Annotated in this window: 22 protein-coding genes; 8 read left to right on the top strand and 14 right to left on the bottom strand. The window is 70.3% G+C overall.

Annotated features, from left to right (window positions below; all coding sequences use genetic code 11):
* The first annotated feature begins 38 nt into the window (after positions 1-38).
* Both DFJ64_RS12275 and DFJ64_RS12270 read left to right on the top strand, forming a co-directional pair.
* Positions 39-767 carry a glycerophosphodiester phosphodiesterase gene (locus tag DFJ64_RS12275; protein ID WP_115850578.1) on the top strand — a complete coding sequence of 243 codons (729 nt, stop codon included), beginning with the start codon at positions 39-41 and terminating at the stop codon, positions 765-767.
* A 183-nt stretch (positions 768-950) separates the two neighbouring features.
* Positions 951-1,268, top strand: coding sequence for an STAS domain-containing protein (locus DFJ64_RS12270; protein ID WP_115850577.1), 318 nt, complete (start codon positions 951-953; stop codon positions 1,266-1,268).
* 17 nt (positions 1,269-1,285) lie between these two features.
* On the opposite strand, the gene DFJ64_RS12265 is transcribed toward DFJ64_RS12270, so the two are convergent.
* A complete protein-coding gene (locus tag DFJ64_RS12265) occupies positions 1,286-2,074 on the bottom strand; it encodes a type III pantothenate kinase (protein WP_115850576.1) in 789 nt (262 codons plus the stop codon).
* Positions 2,075-2,297: 223 nt separating this feature from the next.
* Here DFJ64_RS12265 and DFJ64_RS12260 point away from each other — a divergent pair, with 223 nt between their 5' ends.
* Positions 2,298-2,807, top strand: coding sequence for a DUF1707 and DUF4190 domain-containing protein (locus tag DFJ64_RS12260; RefSeq protein ID WP_115852035.1), 510 nt, complete (start codon positions 2,298-2,300; stop codon positions 2,805-2,807).
* A 262-nt stretch (positions 2,808-3,069) separates the two neighbouring features.
* Positions 3,070-3,741, top strand: coding sequence for a DUF1707 and DUF4190 domain-containing protein (locus tag DFJ64_RS12255; RefSeq protein ID WP_115852034.1), 672 nt, complete (start codon positions 3,070-3,072; stop codon positions 3,739-3,741).
* Positions 3,742-3,811: 70 nt separating this feature from the next.
* On the opposite strand, the gene DFJ64_RS12250 is transcribed toward DFJ64_RS12255, so the two are convergent.
* The 4 genes from DFJ64_RS12250 to DFJ64_RS12235 all read right to left on the bottom strand — a co-directional run bounded on the left by DFJ64_RS12250 (position 3,812) and on the right by DFJ64_RS12235 (position 9,293).
* The gene (locus DFJ64_RS12250) at positions 3,812-6,316 is read right to left on the bottom strand and encodes an ABC transporter permease (protein ID WP_115850575.1); all 2,505 of its coding nucleotides are present in this window, start codon (positions 6,314-6,316) and stop codon (positions 3,812-3,814) included.
* Positions 6,316-7,065 carry an ABC transporter ATP-binding protein gene (locus DFJ64_RS12245; RefSeq protein WP_115850574.1) on the bottom strand — a complete coding sequence of 250 codons (750 nt, stop codon included), beginning with the start codon at positions 7,063-7,065 and terminating at the stop codon, positions 6,316-6,318. Before DFJ64_RS12245 ends, DFJ64_RS12250 begins: the two co-directional genes overlap by 1 nt.
* A 329-nt stretch (positions 7,066-7,394) precedes the next feature.
* On the bottom strand, positions 7,395-8,060 hold the full coding sequence (locus tag DFJ64_RS12240; RefSeq protein ID WP_115850573.1) for a response regulator transcription factor: 666 nt from the start codon (positions 8,058-8,060) through the stop codon (positions 7,395-7,397).
* Positions 8,061-9,293 carry a sensor histidine kinase gene (locus tag DFJ64_RS12235; RefSeq protein WP_211310596.1) on the bottom strand — a complete coding sequence of 411 codons (1,233 nt, stop codon included), beginning with the start codon at positions 9,291-9,293 and terminating at the stop codon, positions 8,061-8,063.
* Between the two features lie 153 nt (positions 9,294-9,446).
* Between DFJ64_RS12235 and DFJ64_RS12230 the strand changes: the two genes are divergently transcribed.
* Positions 9,447-10,469, top strand: coding sequence for an SAM-dependent methyltransferase (locus tag DFJ64_RS12230; protein WP_115850571.1), 1,023 nt, complete (start codon positions 9,447-9,449; stop codon positions 10,467-10,469).
* On the opposite strand, the gene DFJ64_RS12225 is transcribed toward DFJ64_RS12230, so the two are convergent.
* Positions 10,470-11,861, bottom strand: a complete 1,392-nt coding sequence (locus tag DFJ64_RS12225) for a PH domain-containing protein (protein ID WP_211310595.1) — start codon at positions 11,859-11,861, stop codon at positions 10,470-10,472. It abuts the gene before it with no gap.
* A gap of 8 nt (positions 11,862-11,869) precedes the next feature.
* The gene (locus DFJ64_RS12220) at positions 11,870-12,358 is read right to left on the bottom strand and encodes a PH domain-containing protein (protein WP_115850570.1); all 489 of its coding nucleotides are present in this window, start codon (positions 12,356-12,358) and stop codon (positions 11,870-11,872) included.
* Positions 12,359-12,403: 45 nt separating this feature from the next.
* Here DFJ64_RS12220 and DFJ64_RS12215 point away from each other — a divergent pair, with 45 nt between their 5' ends.
* Positions 12,404-13,612, top strand: a complete 1,209-nt coding sequence (locus DFJ64_RS12215) for an NADH-quinone oxidoreductase subunit D (protein ID WP_211310594.1) — start codon at positions 12,404-12,406, stop codon at positions 13,610-13,612.
* Positions 13,613-13,696: 84 nt separating this feature from the next.
* On the opposite strand, the gene DFJ64_RS12210 is transcribed toward DFJ64_RS12215, so the two are convergent.
* From DFJ64_RS12210 to folP, 5 genes are all read right to left on the bottom strand, one after another.
* On the bottom strand, positions 13,697-14,536 hold the full coding sequence (locus DFJ64_RS12210; RefSeq protein WP_147304686.1) for a hypothetical protein: 840 nt from the start codon (positions 14,534-14,536) through the stop codon (positions 13,697-13,699).
* A gap of 196 nt (positions 14,537-14,732) precedes the next feature.
* Complete coding sequence (locus DFJ64_RS12205; protein WP_170152598.1) at positions 14,733-15,212, bottom strand: DUF3180 domain-containing protein; 480 nt, start codon at positions 15,210-15,212, stop codon at positions 14,733-14,735.
* Positions 15,213-15,217: 5 nt separating this feature from the next.
* A complete protein-coding gene (gene folK, locus DFJ64_RS12200; RefSeq protein ID WP_115850566.1) occupies positions 15,218-15,784 on the bottom strand; it encodes a 2-amino-4-hydroxy-6-hydroxymethyldihydropteridine diphosphokinase in 567 nt (188 codons plus the stop codon).
* Positions 15,781-16,143 (bottom strand): dihydroneopterin aldolase, encoded by a 363-nt coding sequence (folB, locus tag DFJ64_RS12195; protein WP_115850565.1) that lies wholly within the window; start codon positions 16,141-16,143, stop codon positions 15,781-15,783. Before folB ends, folK begins: the two co-directional genes overlap by 4 nt.
* A 232-nt stretch (positions 16,144-16,375) precedes the next feature.
* Entirely contained in the window at positions 16,376-17,206 is an 831-nt protein-coding gene (gene folP / locus DFJ64_RS12190) for a dihydropteroate synthase (protein ID WP_115850564.1), read from the bottom strand.
* A gap of 730 nt (positions 17,207-17,936) precedes the next feature.
* Between folP and DFJ64_RS12185 the strand changes: the two genes are divergently transcribed.
* Together DFJ64_RS12185 and DFJ64_RS12180 are read left to right on the top strand one after the other, a co-directional pair.
* Entirely contained in the window at positions 17,937-18,872 is a 936-nt protein-coding gene (locus tag DFJ64_RS12185) for an alpha/beta hydrolase (RefSeq protein WP_245941091.1), read from the top strand.
* 248 nt (positions 18,873-19,120) lie between these two features.
* Positions 19,121-19,384: a DUF2795 domain-containing protein gene (locus DFJ64_RS12180; RefSeq protein WP_115850562.1), complete on the top strand. Its 264-nt coding sequence runs from the start codon at positions 19,121-19,123 to the stop codon at positions 19,382-19,384.
* Between the two features lie 196 nt (positions 19,385-19,580).
* On the opposite strand, the gene folE is transcribed toward DFJ64_RS12180, so the two are convergent.
* Complete coding sequence (gene folE / locus DFJ64_RS12175; RefSeq protein WP_115850561.1) at positions 19,581-20,267, bottom strand: GTP cyclohydrolase I FolE; 687 nt, start codon at positions 20,265-20,267, stop codon at positions 19,581-19,583.
* Between the two features lie 17 nt (positions 20,268-20,284).
* Complete coding sequence (ftsH, locus tag DFJ64_RS12170) at positions 20,285-22,315, bottom strand: ATP-dependent zinc metalloprotease FtsH (protein ID WP_115850560.1); 2,031 nt, start codon at positions 22,313-22,315, stop codon at positions 20,285-20,287.
* Positions 22,316-22,406: the final 91 nt, after the last annotated feature.

The raw sequence follows: 22,406 nt of genomic DNA, 5'->3' as shown, positions 1-22,406 counted from the left end.
GGTCGAAACGTACCGTCGTCTCGAAGAGGTAGGGCCACGTGACGTTTACGCTCGTCGGGCACCGCGGAGCCATGGGCTTGGAGCCCGAGAACACCCTCCGATCCTTTCGTCGAGCCGTCGAGGACGGCGCCGACGCCATCGAACTCGACCTGCGCCTCAGCGCGGACGGCCACCTGGTGATTCTTCACGACGGTGACGTCGCGAGGACCACCAATGGACGCGGCGAGGTGGCGCGGATGACGCTCGCGGAGATTCGTGAGCTCGACGCCGGCGACGGTGAGCACGTCCCGACGTTTCACGAGGTCCTCGACGCGGTCGACGTCCCTATCCAGGCCGAGATCAAGGCACCGGAGGCCTTGCCTGTCGCCGTCGACGTGATTCGTGATCGACGCCTCCTCGACCGGGTGACGGTCACCTCCTTCTCCGTCGAGGTGATTCGGCAGGCGCTCACGCTGCTTCCCGGCCTTCGCACCGGCCTCATCTCCTCCAAAGCACCGCGGGAGTACGTCGACCTCGCCCGGTCGATGGGCGTCCAGGTGCTGTGCTTTGGCATCGGCGCACTTGACGCCGAGGTCGTCGATCTCGGACATCGATCCCACCTCCAGATCATGGGCTGGCCGGTCAACGACACCGAGCGGCTGCTCCACGCCCTTCGGTCCGGTGCGGACGGCGTCACCTCCGATGTCCCGGGCTTGCTGCGGAATGCCTGCGACCGCAACCCCGAGGTCAAAGCACTGCTTTCCGGGCGGCTGGCGAGGCAGGTCTGACTCTTCCAGATCTCCGGTCTTCGGACCGGGATCCAGGAGCATTTCGCCCTCTTGGCCTGGGCGGATTTCGGTGGTCAGCCTCAGGGTGAGCGAGCAGTCGCTCGACGCTCCATCGGTCCGGGGTAGGAACTCGTCCGACTCCAGCCACGTCGGCGGCAGCCCGCCATCGAGGAGGCGATCAGGGTGCGTGACGTCGAGGTGGTCGATCGGGGCAGTCACGAGATCGTGGTCTTCCTGCGTGGCGATATCGACGACGCCATGGAGCACGACCTGCGCGCGGCACTCCGCGAGATTGCGCTCCTCGAAGAGATCAACGACCTCGACCGCGTGGTCGTCGACGCCCGCGACGTCACCACGATGGGGCGAGCCGGGCTGTGCTTCCTCCTGAACCTCGAGCGCTACGGGGAGGGCCGGTTCGAGGTGGATCTGTCGGCGCTGAGCCGACCTGCCCTTCGAGCTCTCGAACGGTCACACTGGCACCATCTGCCGGTCGAGGCGTGAACGCCGGGAGCGCGCGCTCACGAGCGCGTGGTCGCGTTGTTGCGTTCGTAGACCAGCCGCAACCCATGCAAGGTCAGCCACGGCTCGTGCCGGTCGATCGAGCGACACTCGTCGATCACCAGGGGTGCGAGCCCGCCGGTCGCGACCACGGTGACCGTGGACCGGTCCACCCCCAGCTCGGCGACCATTCGCTCAACCAGACCGTCGACTTGGCCGGCGAACCCGAAGATCGCCCCCGACTGCAAGGCCTCGACCGTGTTCTTGGCGATCACCGTCCGCGGTCGCAGCAGCTCGACCCGGCGGAGCTGGGCTCCCCGCTGGCCGAGTGCCTCCAGGGAGATCTCGATACCGGGCGCGATCGCCCCGCCGAGGTACTCCCCACGTGCGCTCACGACGTCGACCGTCGTCGCGGTGCCGAAGTCGACGACGATGCGCGTGCCATCGACCAGGTGGGTGACAGCGAGCGCGTTGACGATGCGGTCCGCTCCCACCTCGCGCGGGTTGTCCATGAGCACCGGAACGCCAGTCCGGACGCCCGGCTCCACGATGAGCCCGGGAACCCGGCCGTAGTAGCGACGCAGCATCTCCCGCATCTCGTGCAGAACGGCCGGCACCGTCGAGCAGACGGCGACGCCGCTCACGCCGGCGCGGCCACCGTGACCGGCGAGGAGACCGTCGAGCAAGACTGCGAGCTCGTCGGCGGTCCTGCGGTCGTCGGTGGCGACCCGCCAGTGCTGGACCAGAGTGGCGCCGTCGAACAGTCCCAGCGTCGAGTGCGTGTTGCCGACGTCGACCGCGAGAAGCACGCAGTGCCGCCTTTCCCTACCGGTGCCCGGGCCCTGACGCCCGCCAATCCGGCATGTCAGCGTACTCGCGGGTCGCGCGTCGAACGGGTCCACACCCGTCGGGTCTCAGGCGGCCGGGACCGCGGATGACCAGCCGGGACACAATGGAACTCGCAGTCGGGCCATGCGCGACGTGGACGCCTCGAGTGTTCTCACCGCGGGGCGGACAAGAGGGGAGAAGCCGGTGACCAGCAACTGGCACTCGATGCGAGCGTCCAACGCCGATCGGGAGCGGACCGCGGACGTGCTCAAGGCCGCTCACGCCGAGGGTCGTCTGGACTGGGGGGAGTACCAGCGTCGGCTCGACCAGGCGCTGCGCGCGAAAACCTACGGCGAGCTGCAAGCGCTCGTGTCCGACCTGCCCTCCGGGCCGACCCCGCTGCCCGCTGCCTCTTCCCCCACGTCCGGGCCGGTGGTGCCGGCCGTCAACCCCTGGGCGACCTATCGACCCGTCCCGGTGCGGGAAACCGAACCGCTCGCGAAGGCGTCCCTCATCCTCGGCGCGCTGTCACCATTCCTGTGCTCCGTGACGAGCGTGCCGGCGATCATCACCGGCCACCTGGCCCTGGCCCGGATCGCGAAGTCCGGAGACGCGGGCCGGGGCATGGCGATCGCAGGCCTGATCTTCGGGTACGTGGTCACGGGCTTCTCCCTGCTCTGGCTCATGTTCGTCTTTCTCGCCGCCGCGCTCTAGCCGCCGACCAGCCGCCCGGCGGACAGGCCCCTTCTGACCCGTCTCCCTCCTACGGGACTTTCGGGACCTATCCCCCACATTCGCGGGGCGTTCCACGCCCGAGTCGCCGACCTCGACGTCGGGTATGTCCGACCACGAGAGTCTCCCGACGAGTGAGCCCACGCAGAGCCCGGCCGGACGTCGAGATGCCCTGCACAATGGCAGGAGAGGGCGTGTGGCGCTCCTCGCCGCGCGGCGGACCGGTTCACCCGCAGGGGGTGAGATGAGCACCGACTGGGAGTCCATGCGGGCGTCCGACGCTGATCGGGAGCGCGCCGCTGACGTACTCAAGGCCGCCGTCGCGGAGGGGCGACTGGACTGGAACGAACACCGCGAGCGGTTGGACGCAGTGATGCGCTCGCGTACGTACGGCGAGCTCCACGAGCTGATCGCCGACCTACCGGTCGGACCACTCCCCTTCCACACGCCCCCGGCGGGGCCGTCGCTCCCGATCCGCCCGCCCATCGCCCTGCCCGGCCAGACGTCGTGGCTGGACCGAACGCCGAGACTGGGCCAGACCTCGAGGCTGGACCAAACATCGAGCACCTCTCGTCTCGAGCCGCTCCGAACCCATCCGACACAGCCGATACGGCTCGGCGACGGGGGCATGGGAGCACCGCCCGCTCCCCTCACGAACCCCTGGTCGACCTACGTGCCCGCCCCCGTGCGCGCCACTGAGCCACTGGCGAAGGTCTCGATCGGCTGCGCTCTGCTCGGACTGTGCACCAGCGGGATGACCGCCGTGCCCGCGATCGTGACGGGACACCTGGCCCTCGGTCGGATCCGACGGACGAGTGGCGACGGCACGGGACTCGCCGTCACGGGTATGGTCCTCGGCTACCTGGAGCTGGCGTTCGTCGCTGTGTGGTTCGTCCTCGCGGCGATCTTCGGCTGATCCAGCCGTGGAACACACCACGGCCGCCACGTCCCCTCGGCGTGGCGGCCGTGGTGCGAGGTGCGACCCGTCACTCGTCCGCGAGCGCGGAGGCGGGTGGCACTCGTACCGCGCGTCGAGCCGGCAGCAGCGACGCGACGAGACCGGCGAGAAGGGCGACCACCGCCACGAGGAGCAGGCGCTCCACCGGGATCGCGTACTCGACGTTCTCGGTCGCGAGGTCCAGTAGCACCGTCGTCCCCGCGATTCCGTACCCGATCCCCAGCGCGAGACCGAGGACCACCGCGGCGCCGGCGATGAGCACGGCCTCCAGCGCCAGCATCCCGCGCAGCTGCCCACGGGTGAGTCCGAGAGCACGGAGCAACGCCTGCTCGCGCGTCCGCTCGATCACCGAGAGGCTCAAGGTGTTGCCCACGCCGACCAAGGCGATGAGGACCGCGATGCCCAGCAGACCCGTGGCGATCAGGAGCATGACGGTGAGTACCTGGTTGTAGAACGCTCGCTCTGGAGCACCTCCGAAGAGCTGGACGGTCTCGGCATCCGCGAGCGCGTCCTCGACCCGGGAGATCACGGTCTGCTCAGTCACACCGTCCGCGAGCCGGGCCCACACCATCGCGGTCGGTGCGTCGGGCGCGAGTCGCTCCAGGTCGCGAGCCGTGAGCAGGAGATCCGGCGTCGCATCCGACTTGACGATCCGCGCCTGGACTGTGACGGTCGCGTCGTTCTCGCCTCGGAGCTGGACGGTGTCCCCCTCCTCGACACCCAGCCCATCCGCGAAGCTCGGGCCCATGACGGCGACGCCGTCACGCAGGTCGCGGACCACGCTCGGCTCGCGGAGCACCGACGACGCGACCTCCGGATCGACCCCGAACGCCTCGCGGTCCACCGGTCCGGCCGGACCGTCGGTCTGGACCTGTGCCGCACGCAGGACCGCCACCTCCTGCACACCCTCGACGTCGCGGACCGCGTCGACCGTCTGGGCGGAGATCCCGGCCGAGCCACCGATCTCGGCGGCCAGGTCGAGCGGGTACTGATCGTCCAGCCAGGTGTTGATCGTGCGCTCGACCGACGCGGCACCCACGTTCATGAGGGAGATCAGGGTGACTCCCACGAGGAGGGCGCCCGCGGTCGCCGCCGTTCGTCCCGGGTTGCGGACCGCGTTGGCGACCGAGAGACGTCCCGGCACGCCTCGGCCGACGACCAGGCCGAGCAACCGGACCAGCACGGGAACCAGGAACCGCCCGCTGAGGAGGACGCCGAGGAAGGAGAGCGCACCTCCGGCGACCCCGAGCAGCATCCCGACCGTGATGTCCTCGGCCCCCAAACCCGCGGCGATCAACCCGACGCCGGCGAGGACCAGGAGCAGCGCCAAGCACAGCCGGAGAAGCCCACCCCGGGAGCGCACTCGAATCGCGAGCTCGGGTCGCAACGCGGCCAGGGGTGGCACGCGGGTGGCCCGTCGGGCCGGGACGAAGGCGGCGACCACCGTGGTGAGCAGGCCGACACCGATGGGAACCAGCACGGAGACCGGGTCGAGCTGGATTCCCATCACGACAGCGGTGTTGGTCCGCTCGAGCAGGACCACCGCGACGGCCGCCAGGCCGGCACCCACCGCCACACCGACCGCGGACGCGACGAGGCCGAGAACGGCCGACTCGCCGAGCACGGACCTGCGCACCTGACCGCGCTGCGCTCCCACGCAACGGAGCAGCGCGAGCTCGCGGGTGCGCTGGGCGAGCAGGATCGTGAACGTGTTGGCCACGACCAGGGTCGCGACGAAGACCGCGATCGCCGCGAAGCCGAGGAGGAACGCGCCAAGGACGTTGACGCCGCCGGTCAGCCCCTCGACCGTCGCGTCGACGTGTGCCTCGACGGTCCGCACGGTCGCGCCGGACCCGGCCACCGCGCGAACATCCGCGAGGAGCTGGGGCACGTCAGCACCGGGGGCGGCTTTGACCAGAACCTCGTTGTACTGCGCGCTGCCCCGCCAGCCGATGATCCAGTCCTCGGTCACCACGAGCGCGGCGCTCGGCGGGAGCGAGTCCCGGGCCACAATGCCGACCACTCGGAGCGTGGTCAGAGCCTGGTCGGCATCCCCCGATGGGCTGGCGCTCGACTCAGCGCGCAGGACGGAGCCTGGCCGAAGGTTCCGGTCCGCCGCGACCAGCTCCGAGACGGCGACCTCATCGGCGGTGCGCGGCAGGCGACCTTCGGTCAGCTTGTGCCAGCGCAGGTCGGGATCGACGGGAAGGCTCCGGGCGCCTACCCACGTCGGCTGCCTGGAGTCGGGATAGACGACACCGAGACCCGTCGCCGCGACGCCGGAGGCGGCCTCGACCGAGTCCAGGCCCCTGACCTGGCGAACCACGTCGGACGAAATGAAGCTGTCGCTGAGCAAGACCACGTCCGCCTGGTCGTACTGCGCCCCGACGGCCCGCGCCAAGGCGGCGCGCGTGGACCCCGACACGAGCATGGCCGCGGTGATGAACGCGACGCCCAGCACGATCGCGATTCCGCCCGCGACGTAGCGGGCGGTGTGCGACCGGAGGTTGGCGAGTGTCAGCTGCCCCGTCATCAGGCCCCCAGCTTCCGCATCGCGTCGAGGACCGAGTCCGGTGTCGGCTGGGCGATCTCGCCCACGACCTTCCCATCCGCGACGAGGACGACCCGCTCCGCGTACGAGGCGGCTACCGGATCGTGCGTCACCATGACGATGGTCTGGCCGAACTCACGGACCGACGTCCGCAGGAACGACAGCACCTCCGCCCCCGTCCGCGAGTCGAGGTTGCCCGTCGGTTCGTCGGCGAAGACGACTTCCGGTCGGGTCACGAGCGCTCGGGCGAGCGCCACCCGCTGCTGCTGCCCGCCCGACATCTCCGCGGGTCGGTGGTTCAGCCGGTCGGCCAGGCCGAGGACGTCGACGAGGGTGGTGAACCACGCCTGGTCGGGCTTGCGCCCCGCGAGCTCGAGCGGCAGCAGGATGTTCTGCTTGGCGGTCAACGTCGGCATCAGGTTGAACGCCTGGAACACGAAGCCCACTCGGTCCCGACGCAGCCGGGTGAGCTCGCGATCCGACAAGCTGCTGAGGTCTGTGTCGCCGATCCGCACCGTTCCCGAGGTCACGGAGTCCAGGCCAGCCAGGCAGTGCATGAGGGTCGACTTGCCTGAACCGGAGGGCCCCATGATCGCCGTGAACCGCGCGGCCTCGAATCCCACGGTCACCCCGTCGAGGGCGCGAACGGCGGTCGGCCCAGAGCCGTAGACCTTGACGAGGTCGACGGCGCTCGCCGCCATGCGTACAGAGGTGGCCGGTATGGCAGGCATGCTGCGCTCCTTACATCACGACGCGAAGGACAGTCGTCGGACTCGTCGGCGCGGTCGCTCCCGCGGCTCGCGGAGTCCACACCGTTGGGCAAGCACACCCTAGGAAGCGAGGACGGGAGGACGCGTCCGTCCAGCGGTGACTCTTCCTCACCCTCTGCTACCGCCAGGGTCGGCGTCCTCCGTCCGCCCCAGGGGGGACGGCGCCACTCCGTGGACCGACTCAGGGACGAGGACAGACTCAGGGGAGACTCAGGGATGTCACCGACGCGCCGACGGCTCCGCCACCACGGACGACGGTTGGAGGCGCGAGCGACCCGCCTCCCAGAGGATCAGCGCGAAGCGCGTACCAGGCCGCTCTCGTAGGCGAAGACCACCATCTGGACGCGGTCACGCAAGCCCAGCTTGGCGAGGATGCGGCCCACGTGGGTCTTGACCGTCGCCTCGGAGAGGTAGAGCCGTTCGGCGATCTCCTGGTTGGAGAACCCTCGCGCCACCTCGAGGAGGACCTGTCGCTCCCGCTCGGTGAGCATCTCGACCCGGCCGTCCGACGGCTCCTCGGAGAGGTGGGGGAGAAAGCGTTCCAGCAGCCGACGGGTGGTGCTGGGCGCCACCACGGCGTCACCACGGTACACGGAACGGATCGCTGAGAGCAGGTCGGTCGGCGGTGCGTCCTTGAGCAGGAACGCCGCCGCACCCGCGCGCAGGGCGGCGTAGGCGTACTCGTCCAAGTCGAACGTCGTCAACACCACGACGCGAGGCGCGTCCGCCCCGCTGGCCAGGATGCGCCGAGTGGCCTCGACGCCGTCCATGCGCGGCATGCGCACGTCCATGAGGACCACGTCCGCCCGGACCGCTGCCAGCTTCTCCACCGCCTCGACGCCGTCACCGGCCTCGCCGACGACCTCCATGTCGGCTTGGGCACCCACGACCATGGCGAATCCGGCACGGACGAGCTGCTGGTCGTCGGCCAGGAACACACGGATGCGATCCGACACCTACCCTCCCCCGTCGCTTGCCTCCCCGGCGCCGCTCGACTGCCCCGCGGTGGCGGCGTTCTCACCCAGCGGCAGCTCGGCGACGACCTGGAAACCTCCGCCAGCTCGCGGACCGACACTGAGGGTACCGCCGTAGACGGCGACCCTTTCCCGCATGCCGTGGATGCCCCGGCCCTGACCGTCGCTCGTCGCGGCGGCGCCCCGCCCGTCGTCGGACACGCAAACCCGCACGGTGTCCGCACCGTAGGTCACCTCGACCCGTGCGCGAGCGCCTGGGCCGGCGTGCCGGATCGTGTTCGTCAAGGCCTCCTGGACGATGCGGAAGACGACCAGCTCGGCACCGCTGCTGATCTCGAACTTCGGCTCCTCGAGGACCAGCTCGACAGGCAGTCCCGAGGCACGGACCTGGGCGACGAGCTCGGGAAGCTGCGCAAGGCCGGGTTGCGGCGCCAGGTCGGCCGCGTCGCCCCCGGAGTGCAGCACCCCGAGCAGTCGCCGCATCTCGGCGAGCGCCTGGCGACCGGTCACGCCGATGGTCGCCAGGGCAGAGCGAGCCGCGTTCGGATCCTTCTCCCCCGCGTAGAGGCCGCCGTCGGCTTGGGCCACCACGATCGAGAGGGAGTGCGCCACGACATCGTGCAGCTCGCGCGCGATGCGGGCCCGCTCGGCGGCTCGCGCGAGCCGCGCCTGCTGGTCGCGCTCCACCTCGAGACGCCGCGCGCGTTCTTCCAGCTCCGCGACGTAGGCACGCCGCGTACGCATGAGGTCACCCAACGTCCAGGTGAGAGCGACGAACGCGGCCAGGACGACGAAGAACCTGGCGAAGTACTCCGGATGGTCGAAGAGCTCGCTCCACGCCAGCCAGTCCAGCGGACCCAGCGCCGCGCCGAGGAAGCCGACCGCCAAGGCCGCGAGACGCACGCGACCATGCGCGTAGGCGCTGACGGCGTACAGGGCGAGCAGGAAGCCGGCGTTGGCGGGCAGCGGCACGTCGAGCAGGATCACCTGGGCCAGGCACACGAGGGAGACCACGGTGAAGACCCGCACCGGATGACGGCGCCGCCACACCAGCGGCACGAGCTGCGCGACACCCAGGACGGTGCCAGCAGGGCCGGGGTCCGCGCTCGCCGCCGCGGTCTCAGGCAGCAGGATCACCAGGAGCAGGGCGACGATCGCGCCGTCGACGATCAGCGGACGACGGCGCAACCACTCGTAGACCCTGCGCTGCGGCACGACATCAGAGGCTACGTCCGGTCCACGTCCGGGAGGAGACGCCCCGCACGCCCGGCCAGCCACGGCAGACATTGAGGTACGGCCGGAACTTCCTCCGCGGAGAGGGACATCTGGCTCCCGCGACACCAGCCGGCCCGGCCTACAGTCGCGCACATGGCACGCTGGCGAACCTGGCGCGAGGCGACCACCGAGGCGCTCTACGGGCCGGACGGCTTCTTCCGCACCCAGGCACCGGCGGAGCACTTCCGCACCTCGGTTCACGTGTCCACGCAGTTCGCGGCCGCTCTGCTCCGCCTGGCCCGGTCCACGGGGCTCACGACGGTGGTCGACGTCGGCGCCGGCCGGGGCGAGCTCCTGGCCGCGCTGCACGACCTGGCGCCTGATCTCACCCTCGTCGGCGTGGAGCTGGCCGACCGGCCCTCGACCGTCCCCGCGGCGGCGACCTGGACCGACACCGTGCCCCACGACGTCGACGCGCTGATCGTCGCCAACGAGTGGCTCGACAACGTCCCCGTCGACGTCGCCGAGGTCGATCCGCACGGTACCGCCCGGATCGTGGAGGTCGACGTCGCGACGGGGAACGAACGACTCGGGCCGCCGGTGACCGGACGTGACGCGGCCTGGCTGGACGAGTGGTGGCCGCTCGCCGACGCGCCTCCCGGGAGCCGAGGCGAGATCGGGTGGCCTCGTGACGACGCGTGGGCTGACGTCGTGCGCCGGCTCCGGCACGGTGTCGCCGTCGCCATCGACTACGGCCACCTGCGCGAGGAGCGGCCCTGGCGGGGGACCCTGACCGCGTACCGGTCCGGTCGCGTCGTCTCTCCCGTCCCGGACACGTCGTGCGACATCACCAGCCACGTCGCGGTGGACGCGGTGGCTCACGCGGGCGAGTGCGCGGGCGCCCAGTCCACCCTGGTCACCCGGCAGCGAGACGCGCTCCGCGCGCTCGGGGTGAGCGCCGCACGTCCGCCCCACGCCCTCGCGCACACCGACCCGCGTGGGTACCTCGCGGCGCTGGCCCGCAGCTGCGAGGCCTCGGAGCTGGTGGACGCCGGTGGGCTCGGCGGGTTCTGGTGGGTGCTCCAGGCCCGCGACGTCGACCCGCCGGCCGAGCTGTGCCGCGCCGCGCGTCGTCGTGTCCACCCTTCGAGCCCAGCCCGTCCCGGCGATAGGTGATCACGGCGAATCGGGCGGGCGCATCCAGCGTTCGGGCCCAGCGAGCTTCCGAGCGTGCCGGGCCAGCTCGGCCTGCGCCTCGGCGATGTGTCGCGCCTCGTCACTCGACCTGTGCAACGCGACCGCGTCGACGGGGCCGACGGGCGTGTCGACGTGGACGGTCGCCAAGCGCAGCGCGCGCTGGAGGGGTCCCTGGGTGATCCGGACGCTTTGCATCTTGGCGTGCGGAACGACCGCAATCCGCCGGGTGAGCCAGCCCACCTCGGAGACGAACACCTTCTCGTCGCTGCCGTACCGGAGGAAGCGCCAGCCGATCGGCCGCAGCCACCGGGCTCGCCGGGGCGCGGACACCCGTGGCACGCGGTCGACGTCGACGTCCGGTAACACCCGCTGGAGCAACGCCCGCGCCACCGGCCAGGGCGCCACGGGAAGCAAGGTGGACGACGTGGGGCCTTCGGTGTTCCGTCCGGCGTATCCGGCGACGTTGACCGTGAGCTTCACCCATCCCTTCGGCCGCCACAACAGCTGTTGCTCGATCTCGACCGCCTGGACCCGCCCCGGTGGGACGGTCTGTGCCCAGGTGTCGAGGAGGCCTTTGCGGATCCGGAGACCGTCGGGTGACTCGCTCACCGAGAAGCCGTACTCGCTGACGAACTGACGCCACACCACCCCCACCCCGCCCAGGGCCCACGGCACGAGGAGCGCCACCCCGGCGATCTGCTGAACGAAGCTCGTCGTCACGGCCACGACCACGAAGCCCAGCGCGGCCACGAGGAACGGCGCGCTGATGATCGTCGAGGCGAGCAGGGTGCTCGGTGGGACCGCGACGAGCTGGCGCTCCGGCGCCTCGGGGGTGTCGGCCGCGAGCCCGGCGGCTCGAGCGAGCAGCTCGGCCCGCAGACGCTGGGCGTGGTGCTCGGAGAGGTAGGCCAGCGGCGCCTCGGTCTGCGCGCCACCCGCCACCTCCAGGCGCAGCTCGGCGACACCCAGCAAGCGCGCGACGACGGGTCGAACGATGTCGACCGCTTGCAACCGATCGATCCGGACGCGCCGGGAACGTCGGAAGAGGATGCCGCTGTCGACGCGTAGGTCCTCGCCCTCGATCCGGTACTTGGTGAACCACCAGGAGCAGGCGCCCAGGACCAGCCCGAAGACGAGAACGCCGGCCAGCTCCGCGACCAGAACGCGGAGCGTGGTGCCTCGAAAGGACTGCTGGCCGACGATCGCCACGAGGACCGCGACGAACTTCCACCCCTTGAGGAACGGGGTGACCGGATGGAGCCGCCGCAGTTCGGTGGCGTCGGAGCCGAATCCGTGACCCGGCTCTCGGCCTTGGGGATCGTCGTCCCGACCAGGCTCCTGGTGGGGTTCTGGCCCCTGGGTTGGTCCCACCATCGCCGTCATAGACCCGCCGCCCGCGCCTCGCCCAACGCCGCCAAGCGGTCCCGCAGACCCGCGGCCTCCGCCGCCGTCAGCCCTGGGATGTCGGCCTCGGTGGCCGGCGTGGCGGTGTGCAACTGGACCTTGGCGATACCGAACCTGCGCTCCAGGGGTCCGGCGGTCACGTCGACGAACTGCATCCGCCCGTACGGGACGACGACGAGCCGCCGGAACAGCACGCCGTGCGTCACCAGGAGGTCGTCTCCGCGTTCGGCGTACCCCCAGGAACGCCAGTTGCGGTCGATCAGCCACCAGCCCCACGCGAAGACGACGACAGCCACCGCCAGGACCACGACCGCCAACCACCACGCGACGAGGACGCCAGCGAGAACCGCGGACAGCGGGCCGACGACCCCGAGCACCACCGAGAGGATCAGCCGCCGAAGCGCGCGAAGCTGGGGCGAGACGGTCTGCCACCGCTGGCCTGGTGGCGCGAACAAGCTGTCCATGAGCAGGGAGGCTATATCGAGTGACCCTGTGCGAGCATGGTCCACGTGACGTCGGAGCGGATCGTGAGTCTCGGGGCGGGCGCGGCGGGCCTCCCCCCGGTGTCCGACTCCTACGAGCGGGGCGGCGGCGAGGAGTTGGCCACCCAGGACATGGTGCTCAATATCGGACCGCAGCACCCCGCCACGCACGGCGTCCTGCGACTACGCCTCACGCTCGACGGCGAACGCATCGTCGCCTGCGAGCCGATCGTGGGCTACATGCACCGAGGCGCGGAGAAGCTCTTCGAGGTCCGCGACTACCGCCAGATCATCATGCTGGCCAACCGCCACGACTGGCTCTCCGCGTTCGCCAACGAGCTGGGCGTGGTCCTGGCCGTGGAGCGGATGCTCGGTCTGGAGGTGCCGGCGCGCGCCGTCTGGGCGCGGACGCTGCTGGCCGAGCTCAACCGTGTGCTCAATCACCTGATGTTCCTCGGCAGCTATCCGCTCGAGCTCGGCGCGATCACGCCGATGTTCTACGCCTTCCGCGAGCGGGAGACGCTCCAACAGGTCATGGAAGAGGTCTCCGGCGGGCGGATGCACTACATGTTCAACCGGGTGGGCGGCCTGAAGGAGGACCTGCCGGCCGGCTGGCTCGATCGCGTCTCGGCGGCGATCGCGGCCTGCCGACGGCGCCTACCCGAGCTGGAGGACCTGATCTTCGACAACGAGACGTTCCAGGCCAGGACACGCGGCGTCGGCGTGCTGTCTCCCGAGGTCATCCACGCCTACGGGGTCTCCGGCCCCATCGCTCGCGCGTCGGGCGTCGACATGGACCTGCGTCGAGACGAGCCCTACCTCGCCTACGGTGAGCTGTTCGCTCCCGGCCAGCCAGGTCGCGTGGTGACGCACACGGACGGCGACTGCTTCGCCCGATTCAGCGTCCTCCGCGAGCAGGTGCACGTCTCCTTGGACCTGGCCGAGGCGTGTGTCGACCGGCTCCGCTCCTTGCCCCCAGGCCCGGTCAACGTCCGGCTTCCCAAGATCCTCAAGGTGCCGGAAGGTCACACCTACTGCTGGACGGAGAGCCCGCTCGGGATCAACGGGTACTTCTTGGTGTCGCGTGGTGAGAAGACACCCTGGCGGCTCAAGCTGCGCTCGCCGTCGTTCAACAACATCGCCGTCCTGCCGAGGCTGGTGGCCGGCTGCGTCGTCGCCGACCTCGTGGCCATCCTCGGGTCGATGTTCTTCGTCGTCGGCGACATCGACAAGTAGGGCGACATCGACAAGTCAAGGCGTTCGAGACCTCGCGAGCGATCGACCCGCGACAGGTCGCTCGAGAAGCGGCGATCGAGCGCCTCACGCGCCGGCCGCGCTCGCGGGCGACTCGTTCGTCGGCTCCGCGCCGCCCGTGGACCGCGCCTGACGCTCCCGCTCCTCCTCGGCGGCGAGACGCGCACGCACCTCCCAGGCCATGAGGTCGACGACAGTGGGAGCGTCGAAGGTGTCCCAGAGGTCGGCCGCATCGTCGTCGTCCGCGGCGACGGGCATCCGGATCGGAATCGCCACGTGCTCGGTCTCGTCCTCGCGCCTGGCGACCGGCTCGGGATCGGTGTCCGGCACACCCACCTCGGCCGCGGACGTCGCCTCGGCTTCGACGAGACGCGGGTGGCTCGGCTCGACGAGGGTCGGTCGAGAGGTGGCCGCCTGGTCGGCCGGGTCGGCCTCCGACGGCCTACCGGTCGCCGCGTCCTCGGCCATGCCTGCGGTCGCCATCGCCAGGACCACCGGCTCCAGTTGGCTCGCGACGCTCGGGGAGGTGCTCTCCGTGGACGCCTCGGTCGTCGACTCGTCGGGCGACGCCTGCTCGCTCGCCTGCTCCTCCGCGGCCCGTCGCCGCTGCTCAGCGAGGGCGAAGCCCTCCGCCATCACGCGCACGTGCGCGGCGTACATCGCGGCGTAGGCCCGCGCCTGCGCCACCCGGTCGGCACCGTGGGCGCGCCGAGCCCGAATGAGCTCGATGTCGAAGACGACGACCGCGATGACACCAGCCGCGAGGGCACCCACCGCCGCGGTGATCAGGAGGGAGACCTCGCGTTCGTACACGGCGAAAGCGACCAGGGCGCCCGCCAGCATGAGGAGAGGCGTGGCCACCCAACGGGCAAGGTGACGGATCCGGTGATCGCCGCTACGAGCCATGCGCAGAGGCTATGGGCTGTTGTCCAGATTCCGCCAGACCTTCCGGTTCTTCGGAGAGTCGCTTACGCAGAGTACCGGCAGCGATACAGGAAGTTTGACCCAAGGTCGGACACAAACACCGGCGACACGCCGATCAGCACGGTGAGCGACCACGCCCCGGCGTGGAGGCGCTGCCATCGCTCCGGCCGCGGGAGGCTCAGGGTCCGGCGTCACCCGCCACACCGCTGTCGTCGTCCTCCGGCCCCCGGGGTACCTTGCAGGCCCGCTCCAGCAGCAGCCCCGCGGCCATGACGAGCAGTGCGGACCCCGCGGTGATCGCGGCTCGGATGATTCGGTCCCGGATGTGCGGGACGCCCGCGTCAGGTAGGAAGCGCAGCGCCACACCGGCGTAGACCCCAGCAACCAGGGAGCCCACCAAGGCGCTCGCCTTGGCGAGAGCGAGCAGGCGAACGGCGGTGAGACTGTCGACTCGGCGGCGCTTGCGGTGCACCCGGTCGTACATGTACCACGCGCCAGACCCGAGCAGCGCAGCGAAGAACACCAGACCGCCCGCGGCCGACCAGGGCGTCCGGCTGACCCCCAGACCGGCCGCCTGGAGGATGGCGGCGCCGCTCCAGCCGACCGCCGCCCCCAGGAGGAACAGGACGACGAGAGTCCTCGCTCGGGTCGTGCGCACCGGCCTCACTCGAGCCTGAGTTCGAGGTCGGCGACACGGGTGACCGAGGTGGTGTCGACCGAGCGGACCAAGTCCCCGACCCGGCCACGCCCCGGGATCACGCCATCAGGGTCGACCTGGGCCCACGGCACGAGCACGAACGCGCGCTCGTGCGCCCGGGGATGCGGCAGCACGAAATCGTCCTCGTGGATCACCTTGTCACCGACCACCAGAAGGTCGACGTCGAGCGTCCGTGGCGCGCCCGGCGTGGTACGCACCCGACCAAAGGCGTCCTCGATCGCGAGCGCACGCTCCAGCAGCGTCCGCGCGTGGAGTGTGGAGTCGGCGACGACCACGGCGTTGAGGAACTTGGGGGACCCCTCCGGAGCGTCGACTGGAGCGGTCTCGTAGACCGGCGACACACCCACGATGTCCACTCCGGGAGTGTCCGCGAGCGCGTTCAAAGCTCCTTGGAGGGTGGCCGCCCGATCGCCCAGGTTGCTGCCCAGCGCGATGACCACGCGCCTGATCGGGCGCAGACCGCCAGTCAAGGTGTCGGCGTCGATGATGTGCGGGTTGGGCGTCTCTGTCACGTACGGCTCCGGTGGATAGTGACGGCGACGTCGTCGAGCGGTACGCCGACTGGCGCCTGCGGTTTGTGGACAGTCACCTCGACCTCCGACACACCGGGCTGGTCGAGGCACAGATCGGCGACACGCTGTGCCACCGTCTCGATCAAGTTCACTGGGTCCTTGGCCACGGCCGCGACCACCTGGTCGACCAACGAGGAGTAATCGACGGTCGCGGCGAGATCGTCCGTCCGCGCGGCCTCGCGCGTGTCAGTGCCCACCACGAGGTCGACGACGAACGTCTGGCCAAGGGAACGTTCCTCCGGGTGGACGCCGTGGTGGCCGAACACCCGGAGCCCCCGAATCGTGATCCGGTCCGTCAACGGCGCCCTCCTTCCCTGACGTTCAACCCCTGCACGACAGTACCTGCGGCCTTGGGCGGGCCCGCAACCAAGGACCCCTTTACCGCCTGGGCGCAGGACTTCCCCCCTGTCCCCATCGCCCGTCTCACGCGGTCTTCAACAGGTTGGGCGCCACACCTTATTCGAGGCACCCGCGACCACGGGACCGGGTCGACAGGTTTCACCCACAGACCACGCCGGCTTGGCCGATTTGTCACCCGTCGACCTCAGCCTGGGCCGCGGCGCGCTCGGCCGCAGCGAACCGCGCCGCCACCTTGACCGCGTCGAGCGTGGGCCGGACCGCATGCGCGCGGATGCACCAGGCGCCGGCCCGAGCGGCCAGCGCGGCCAGCGCGGCCGAGGCGTCGTCGCGCTCGAGGGTGCGGCGAGGCTGGCCGGTCGCCGGGTCGGCCAGCAGAGTGCCGAGAAAGGTCTTACGGGACGCCGCGACGAGGACGGGATAGCCGAGCGCGGTGAACCGGTCGAGCGCACCGAGCAGCGCCCAGTTGTGCTCTCCCGTCTTGGCGAAACCCAGACCGGGATCGATCGCGATCCGATCCGGCGCGATCCCGGCCGCGAGGGCGGCCTCCACGCGCGCCTGAAGCTCGGCGAGCACCTCGGCCACCACGTCGGTGTACACCGCCCGCGACTGCATCTGGTCGGAATGCCCTCGCCAGTGCATGCAGATGTAGCCGACTCCAGCCGAGGCCACGAAAGGCAGCATCTCCGGGTCGGCGAGACCACCCGAGACGTCGTTGACCATGACCGCCCCCGCGTCGACCGCGGCACGTGCGACATTCGCCCGCATGGTGTCGATCGACACGAGCGCGCCGTCGGCCGCGAGGGCCCGGACCACGGGGAGGACGCGACGCAGCTCTTCCTCCTCCGACGGCCGCTGCGCACCCGGGCGCGTCGACTCACCACCGACGTCGACGAGGTCGGCCCCCTCCGCGAGCAGCTCGGCGCCGTGAGCGATCGCACGGTCCGGCTCGAACCACTGGCCGCCGTCGGAGAAGGAATCCGGCGTGACGTTGAGCACACCCATGACCAGCGCGCGTTCGGGCGTGGGAAACCCGGCGAGATACCGCGTCGGTACACCCTGCACAGTCCGATGTCCCTTCTCCCCAGGGCGGTTGCTCTGACCGGCGGTCCGCCTGTCCGCCGTCGCCGTGCCAGCGCCAGACCACGTGCTCCGTCGACCCCAGTCCCCTCTGGCCCGCTCCCCGGAGGTCCGGCCGATTCCGGATCCGTCGCGTCATCGGGCGGCCAACCGCCTTGACGCGCCACCGACGCTCGACGATCGTCACTGGCCACGAGGGCTGATCAGTGACCCAAGGCTGACCAGGAACGCCTTCCTCGCGTGCCAGCCTCCAGCCGCTAGCCCGTCGAGCGGCCCGTCGTCGTGCGCCACTCGACACCCGCGTGGGCGACGCTGACCCGCGGGGAGGCGGATCGTACCGGGACCGTCGGCACCGGAGGTTCGCATGCGCCGTGTCCGCGTCATCCGCCGCCTTCCGCGACATCACCCGACGGTCTCAGGCTCAACCCGCACCGGCGCCATTCTTTCATCCGGTGGTCTTTCGTTCGGTGGTCTTCCTGCCCGCGGGCGCCTCGTCGCCCCCGACCCTCCCAGCCCACCACGCCCAACCCCCCATCACCCGGCGGCAGCCGCCGTCGTCGCCGGGTCGCGGACCGCGACACGCGAACCCGCCTCACGGCGGAGCATCCTCGCCGTTGGGCTGCTGGTCCTCCTGCTCATCGCCGGCCTGCTGGGCGTGACGCAGCCCGCCCGTGCGGCCACGCCGCCGAGCGGCGAGCCGGCCGACGCGTCCCGCGTGGGCCGTGCCCGCGTGGTGGCGGAGGAATGGGTCGCGTCTCGCCAGCTCGACCTCACCATCCAGTCCCCCGCCCTCGGCACCACGGCCAAGGTCCGGCTGCTGATCCCAGACGGCTGGCGGGAACGCCGACCTGGCCAGCGCTGGCCCGTCCTCTACCTGCTGCACGGCTGCTGCGGCGACTACACCAGCTGGACCACCCTGGCGGACATCACCTCGATCCCCGCGTTGCGAGACGTCCTCGTCGTCATGCCAGAGGCGGGTAACGCCGGCTTCTACAGCGACTGGTGGAACGACGGGCACGGCGGCCCGCCGGCGTGGGAGACCTTCCACCTCCGCGAGGTGCGCTCGATCGTGGAGCGTCACTACGGCGCCAGCCACCGTCGTGTCGTCGCCGGCTTGTCGATGGGCGGGTTCGGAGCCCTGTCGTACGCCGCTCGCCACCCGGGCATGTTCCGCGCCGCGGCGTCCTACAGCGGCGTCGTGGACACAGTCCACACCCCCGGCGCCTCTGACCTCGTTCTCGACATCGCCAGCCGATACGTCGACGACCCGCTGGCTCTCTGGGGCGATCCGATCGCTCAGGCCCATGTCTGGGCCGCCCACAACCCGGTCGACCTCGCCACGCGGCTCCGGACCATCCCGGTCTACCTCTCCTGCGGCAACGGCGACGCGGGCCCACTCGACCCACCTGACCGGACCAGCGCCCTGGAGACGCTCCTGGAGCAGGAGAACCTGCTGCTGGCCCAGCGGCTACGGGACCTGGGCGCGAAGCGTCTGGTGACGAACTTCTACGGGGCCGGAACCCACTCCTGGCCCTACTGGGAGCGGGAGTTCAAACGGTCGCTTCCGCTCCTGCTCTCGGCGCTCCGGTAGTGGATTCACCCCGAAACGACGCAGCTCCCGACGGTCGAGCGCGTGCCCCGGCACCACGGCTGGGCGGCGCACAGGGGCGACCTCATACGTTCGGCGAATTCTCGCCCACAGTTTTCCCAGAGTGCCGGCGAATGTGCCGTTACTGGCCGTAGCCTGCTGACTGGTGAACCGTTGAACCTGTGGGGATGGGTCATCAGCCCTCGACCGGCCGCCGGAGAGACCGTCGGCCTCGCACAGAAAGGAGTGTCATGGGCCCCGCTGCCGCCGACATCGCTCCAACCCCCGCCCACGATGTCGCGTCCCCCAAGCCCGTCACCCGAGTGGAAATCCTTGACGTTCTCGACGACGCCTTCGCCAACGGACCGGCGACCCGCCAGACGTTGGTCGCGACAGCCCGCGCGCAAGGCGCCCGTCCCGAAGTCATCGCGCTTCTGGAGCAGCTGCCGGAGCGCACCTACGTGCACCAGCGTCAACTCTGGGTTCACATGGCAGACGTGCCGGTCGGACTCTGACCCCGTGACAACCTGACGTCGTCTTCCTTCGCATCCGTCCTTTCGTCCACTCAGTCCTCGTCACGACGCCGTGGTGGCCTCCTGGTCGCCACGGCGCTGTGGTCTTCGGACCCGAACGCCTTCTCCGGACCAGAAGCTCGAGGCCTTCCCCCGGATCCCAGCGGCTGCCCCTCCGAGCCCAGGCGCTCCGGACGACTCAGGCGCCGATGATGAGGCTCATCGCCTCGGCACGCGTGGCCGGGTCGCGCAGCTGACCACGAACAGCGGAGGTCACGGTCTTGGCTCCCGGCTTCCGGACCCCGCGCATGGTCATGCACAAGTGCTCGCACTCAACGACGACGATGACACCGCGCGGCTTGAGGATGCGCACCAGCGCGTCGGCGATCTGCGTCGTCAGCCGCTCCTGCACCTGGGGCCGCTTGGCGAAGACGTCCACCAGCCGCGCGAGCTTGGACAGCCCGGTGATCTGGCCCTCGGTGTTCGGGATGTATCCGATGTGAGCAGCGCCGGTGAAGGGCACCAGGTGGTGCTCGCAAACCGACCAGACCTCGATGTCCTTGACGAGCACCATCTCGTCGTGGCCGAGATCGAAAGTGGTGGACAGCACCGCTTCCGGGCTCATCCGGAGCCCGGCGAACATCTCGGCGTACGCCCTGGCGACCCGGGCGGGCGTGTCCTTCAAGCCGGGCCGATCCGGGTCCTCTCCGATGGCATAGAGCAGCTCACGGATCGCCCGCTCGACGCGTTCAGAGTCGTACGGGCGTGCCTGGGTGGCCTCGAACAGGTCGGCCGATCCCGACGTCAACGCCTCGTCGACGTCGTCCACGTGGACGGAGCCGTTCGAGACCTGGCCCTCCCGGTGGGTGTCACCGTCGCAGGACATCTGTTCTTCGTACCGTCCTAGGCTCCTGGGGTGGTGCCTGGCGCGGGCCCTTGCTGGGAGCGGCCCTCCTGGACGTCCGACTCGCCCTCGGGAGCCGGCGCGATCACCAACCCCTCGGTGCCCCGGCCGTTCGGCGAGATCGCCGTCTTCGGCATCTCCACCGGCGGGATCTCCGACGGCCGCCGAGTCGGCGAGCCGGTCCACGCCGGCCGCGGCGGCCGACGCCGGATCGGCGCGAAGATCCGCTCGACCTCCTGCTTGTCCAGCGTCTCGTGCTCGAGCAGCTCGAGGACGAGGTTGTCCAGGACGTCGCGGTTCTCGACCAGGATGTCGAACGCCTCCTGGTGGGCGTTGTCGACCAGGCGGCGGACCTCTTCGTCGACGATCGCGGCGACTTCTTCGGAGTAGTTGCGCTGGTGGCCGAGGTCACGGCCCAGGAAGGGCTCGCCGCTGTTCTCACCGAAGCGGATCGCGCCCAACCGTTCCGTCATGCCGTACTGGGTGACCATGGCTCGAGCCAGGGCGGTGGCCTTCTCGATGTCGTTGGCCGCCCCGGTGGTCGGGTCGTGGAAGACCAGCTCCTCGGCCGCCCGACCGCCCATCATGTAGGCGAGCTTGTCGAGCATCTCCGACCGGGTGGTGGAGTACTTGTCCTCGTCCGGGAGGACCATCGTGTAGCCGAGAGCACGACCACGCGGCAGGATCGTGACCTTGTGCACCGGGTCGGTATTGGGCAGCGCCGCGGCGACGAGGGCGTGACCGGCCTCGTGGTAGGCGGTGATCTTCTTCTCCTTGTCGCTCATCAGCCGCGTGCGCTTCTGCGGCCCGGCGATGACCCGGTCGATCGCCTCGTCGAGCGCGTCGTTGTCGATGAGCTTCTTGTTCTGTCGGGCGGTGAGCAGCGCCGCCTCGTTGAGCACGTTCGCCAAGTCGGCGCCGCTGAAGCCGGGCGTTCGGCGGGCGACCGCCATGAGGTCGACGCCCTCCGCGACCGGCTTGCCGCGCGCGTGGACCTGGAGGATCTTGTACCGGCCGAGGAGGTCAGGCGCCTCGACGCTGATCTGCCGGTCGAACCGGCCCGGGCGCAGCAGCGCGGGGTCGAGGATGTCCGGCCGGTTGGTGGCGGCGATGAGGATGACCCCACCGCGCACGTCGAAGCCGTCCATCTCGACCAGCAGCTGGTTGAGGGTCTGCTCCCGCTCGTCGTGACCGCCACCGAGGCCCGCGCCACGGTGCCGACCCACGGCGTCGATCTCGTCGATGAAGACGATGGCGGGGGCGTTCGCCTTGGCCTGCTCGAACAGGTCGCGCACCCGCGAGGCGCCGACGCCGACGAACATCTCGACGAAGTCGGAGCCGGAGATCGAGTAGAAGGGGACGCCGGCCTCACCCGCCACGGCGCGTGCCAGCAGGGTCTTACCGGTGCCCGGCGGGCCGTACAGGAGCACGCCCTTGGGGATCTTGGCGCCGACCGCCTGGAACTTCGCGGGCTCCTGGAGGAACTCCTTGATCTCCTGCAGTTCCTCGACGGCCTCGTCGCAGCCGGCGACGTCAGCGAACGTCGTCTTGGGGGTGTCCTTGGTGATGAGCTTCGCCTTGGACTTGCCGAAGTTCATCACTCGGCCGCCGCCGCCCTGGAACTGGTTGATGAGGAAGAGGAACAGCAGACCGATCAGGACGAACGGCAAAAGTGTGGAGATGATGGACCCCAGCAGGCTGGGCTGGGCGATCTCCACGTTGTAGCCCTCGGGCAGCTTGCCTTGGTTCACCTTGGCCTGGAGCATGCGCTGCAGCTCCAGGTCCTGCCCGTCGACCCAGGCAGCCGACAGCTTCTGCCCGTCCTTGGTGGTGATCCGGATCTCCTGCTCGGTGCCACCGACGATGACGGCCGAGGCGACCTGGTCGTTGCGGATGTGGTTGACCACCTTGTAGGTGTCGGTGGGCTGGAATCCGCCGGACCTCGTCACCGCCTCGCTGACGAGCAGGATCATGATGATGAGTACGGCGATCCAGAAGATCGGCCCACGGAAGAAGCGCTTCAGGTCCATGCTCCCGGGACTTCGGCCCCGTCCCTCCTGCTCATCCACCCCGCCATCGCCAGCCACAGGCGTTACGGCTCACCAGGACAACTTCGGTTGC

Source organism: Thermasporomyces composti (assembly GCF_003386795.1).
In the GTDB taxonomy this organism is placed as follows: Bacteria; Actinomycetota; Actinomycetes; order Propionibacteriales; family Actinopolymorphaceae; genus Thermasporomyces; species Thermasporomyces composti.
Note: the sequence above shows the minus strand (reverse complement) of the source record. Positions and strands in the feature narration are given on the sequence as shown.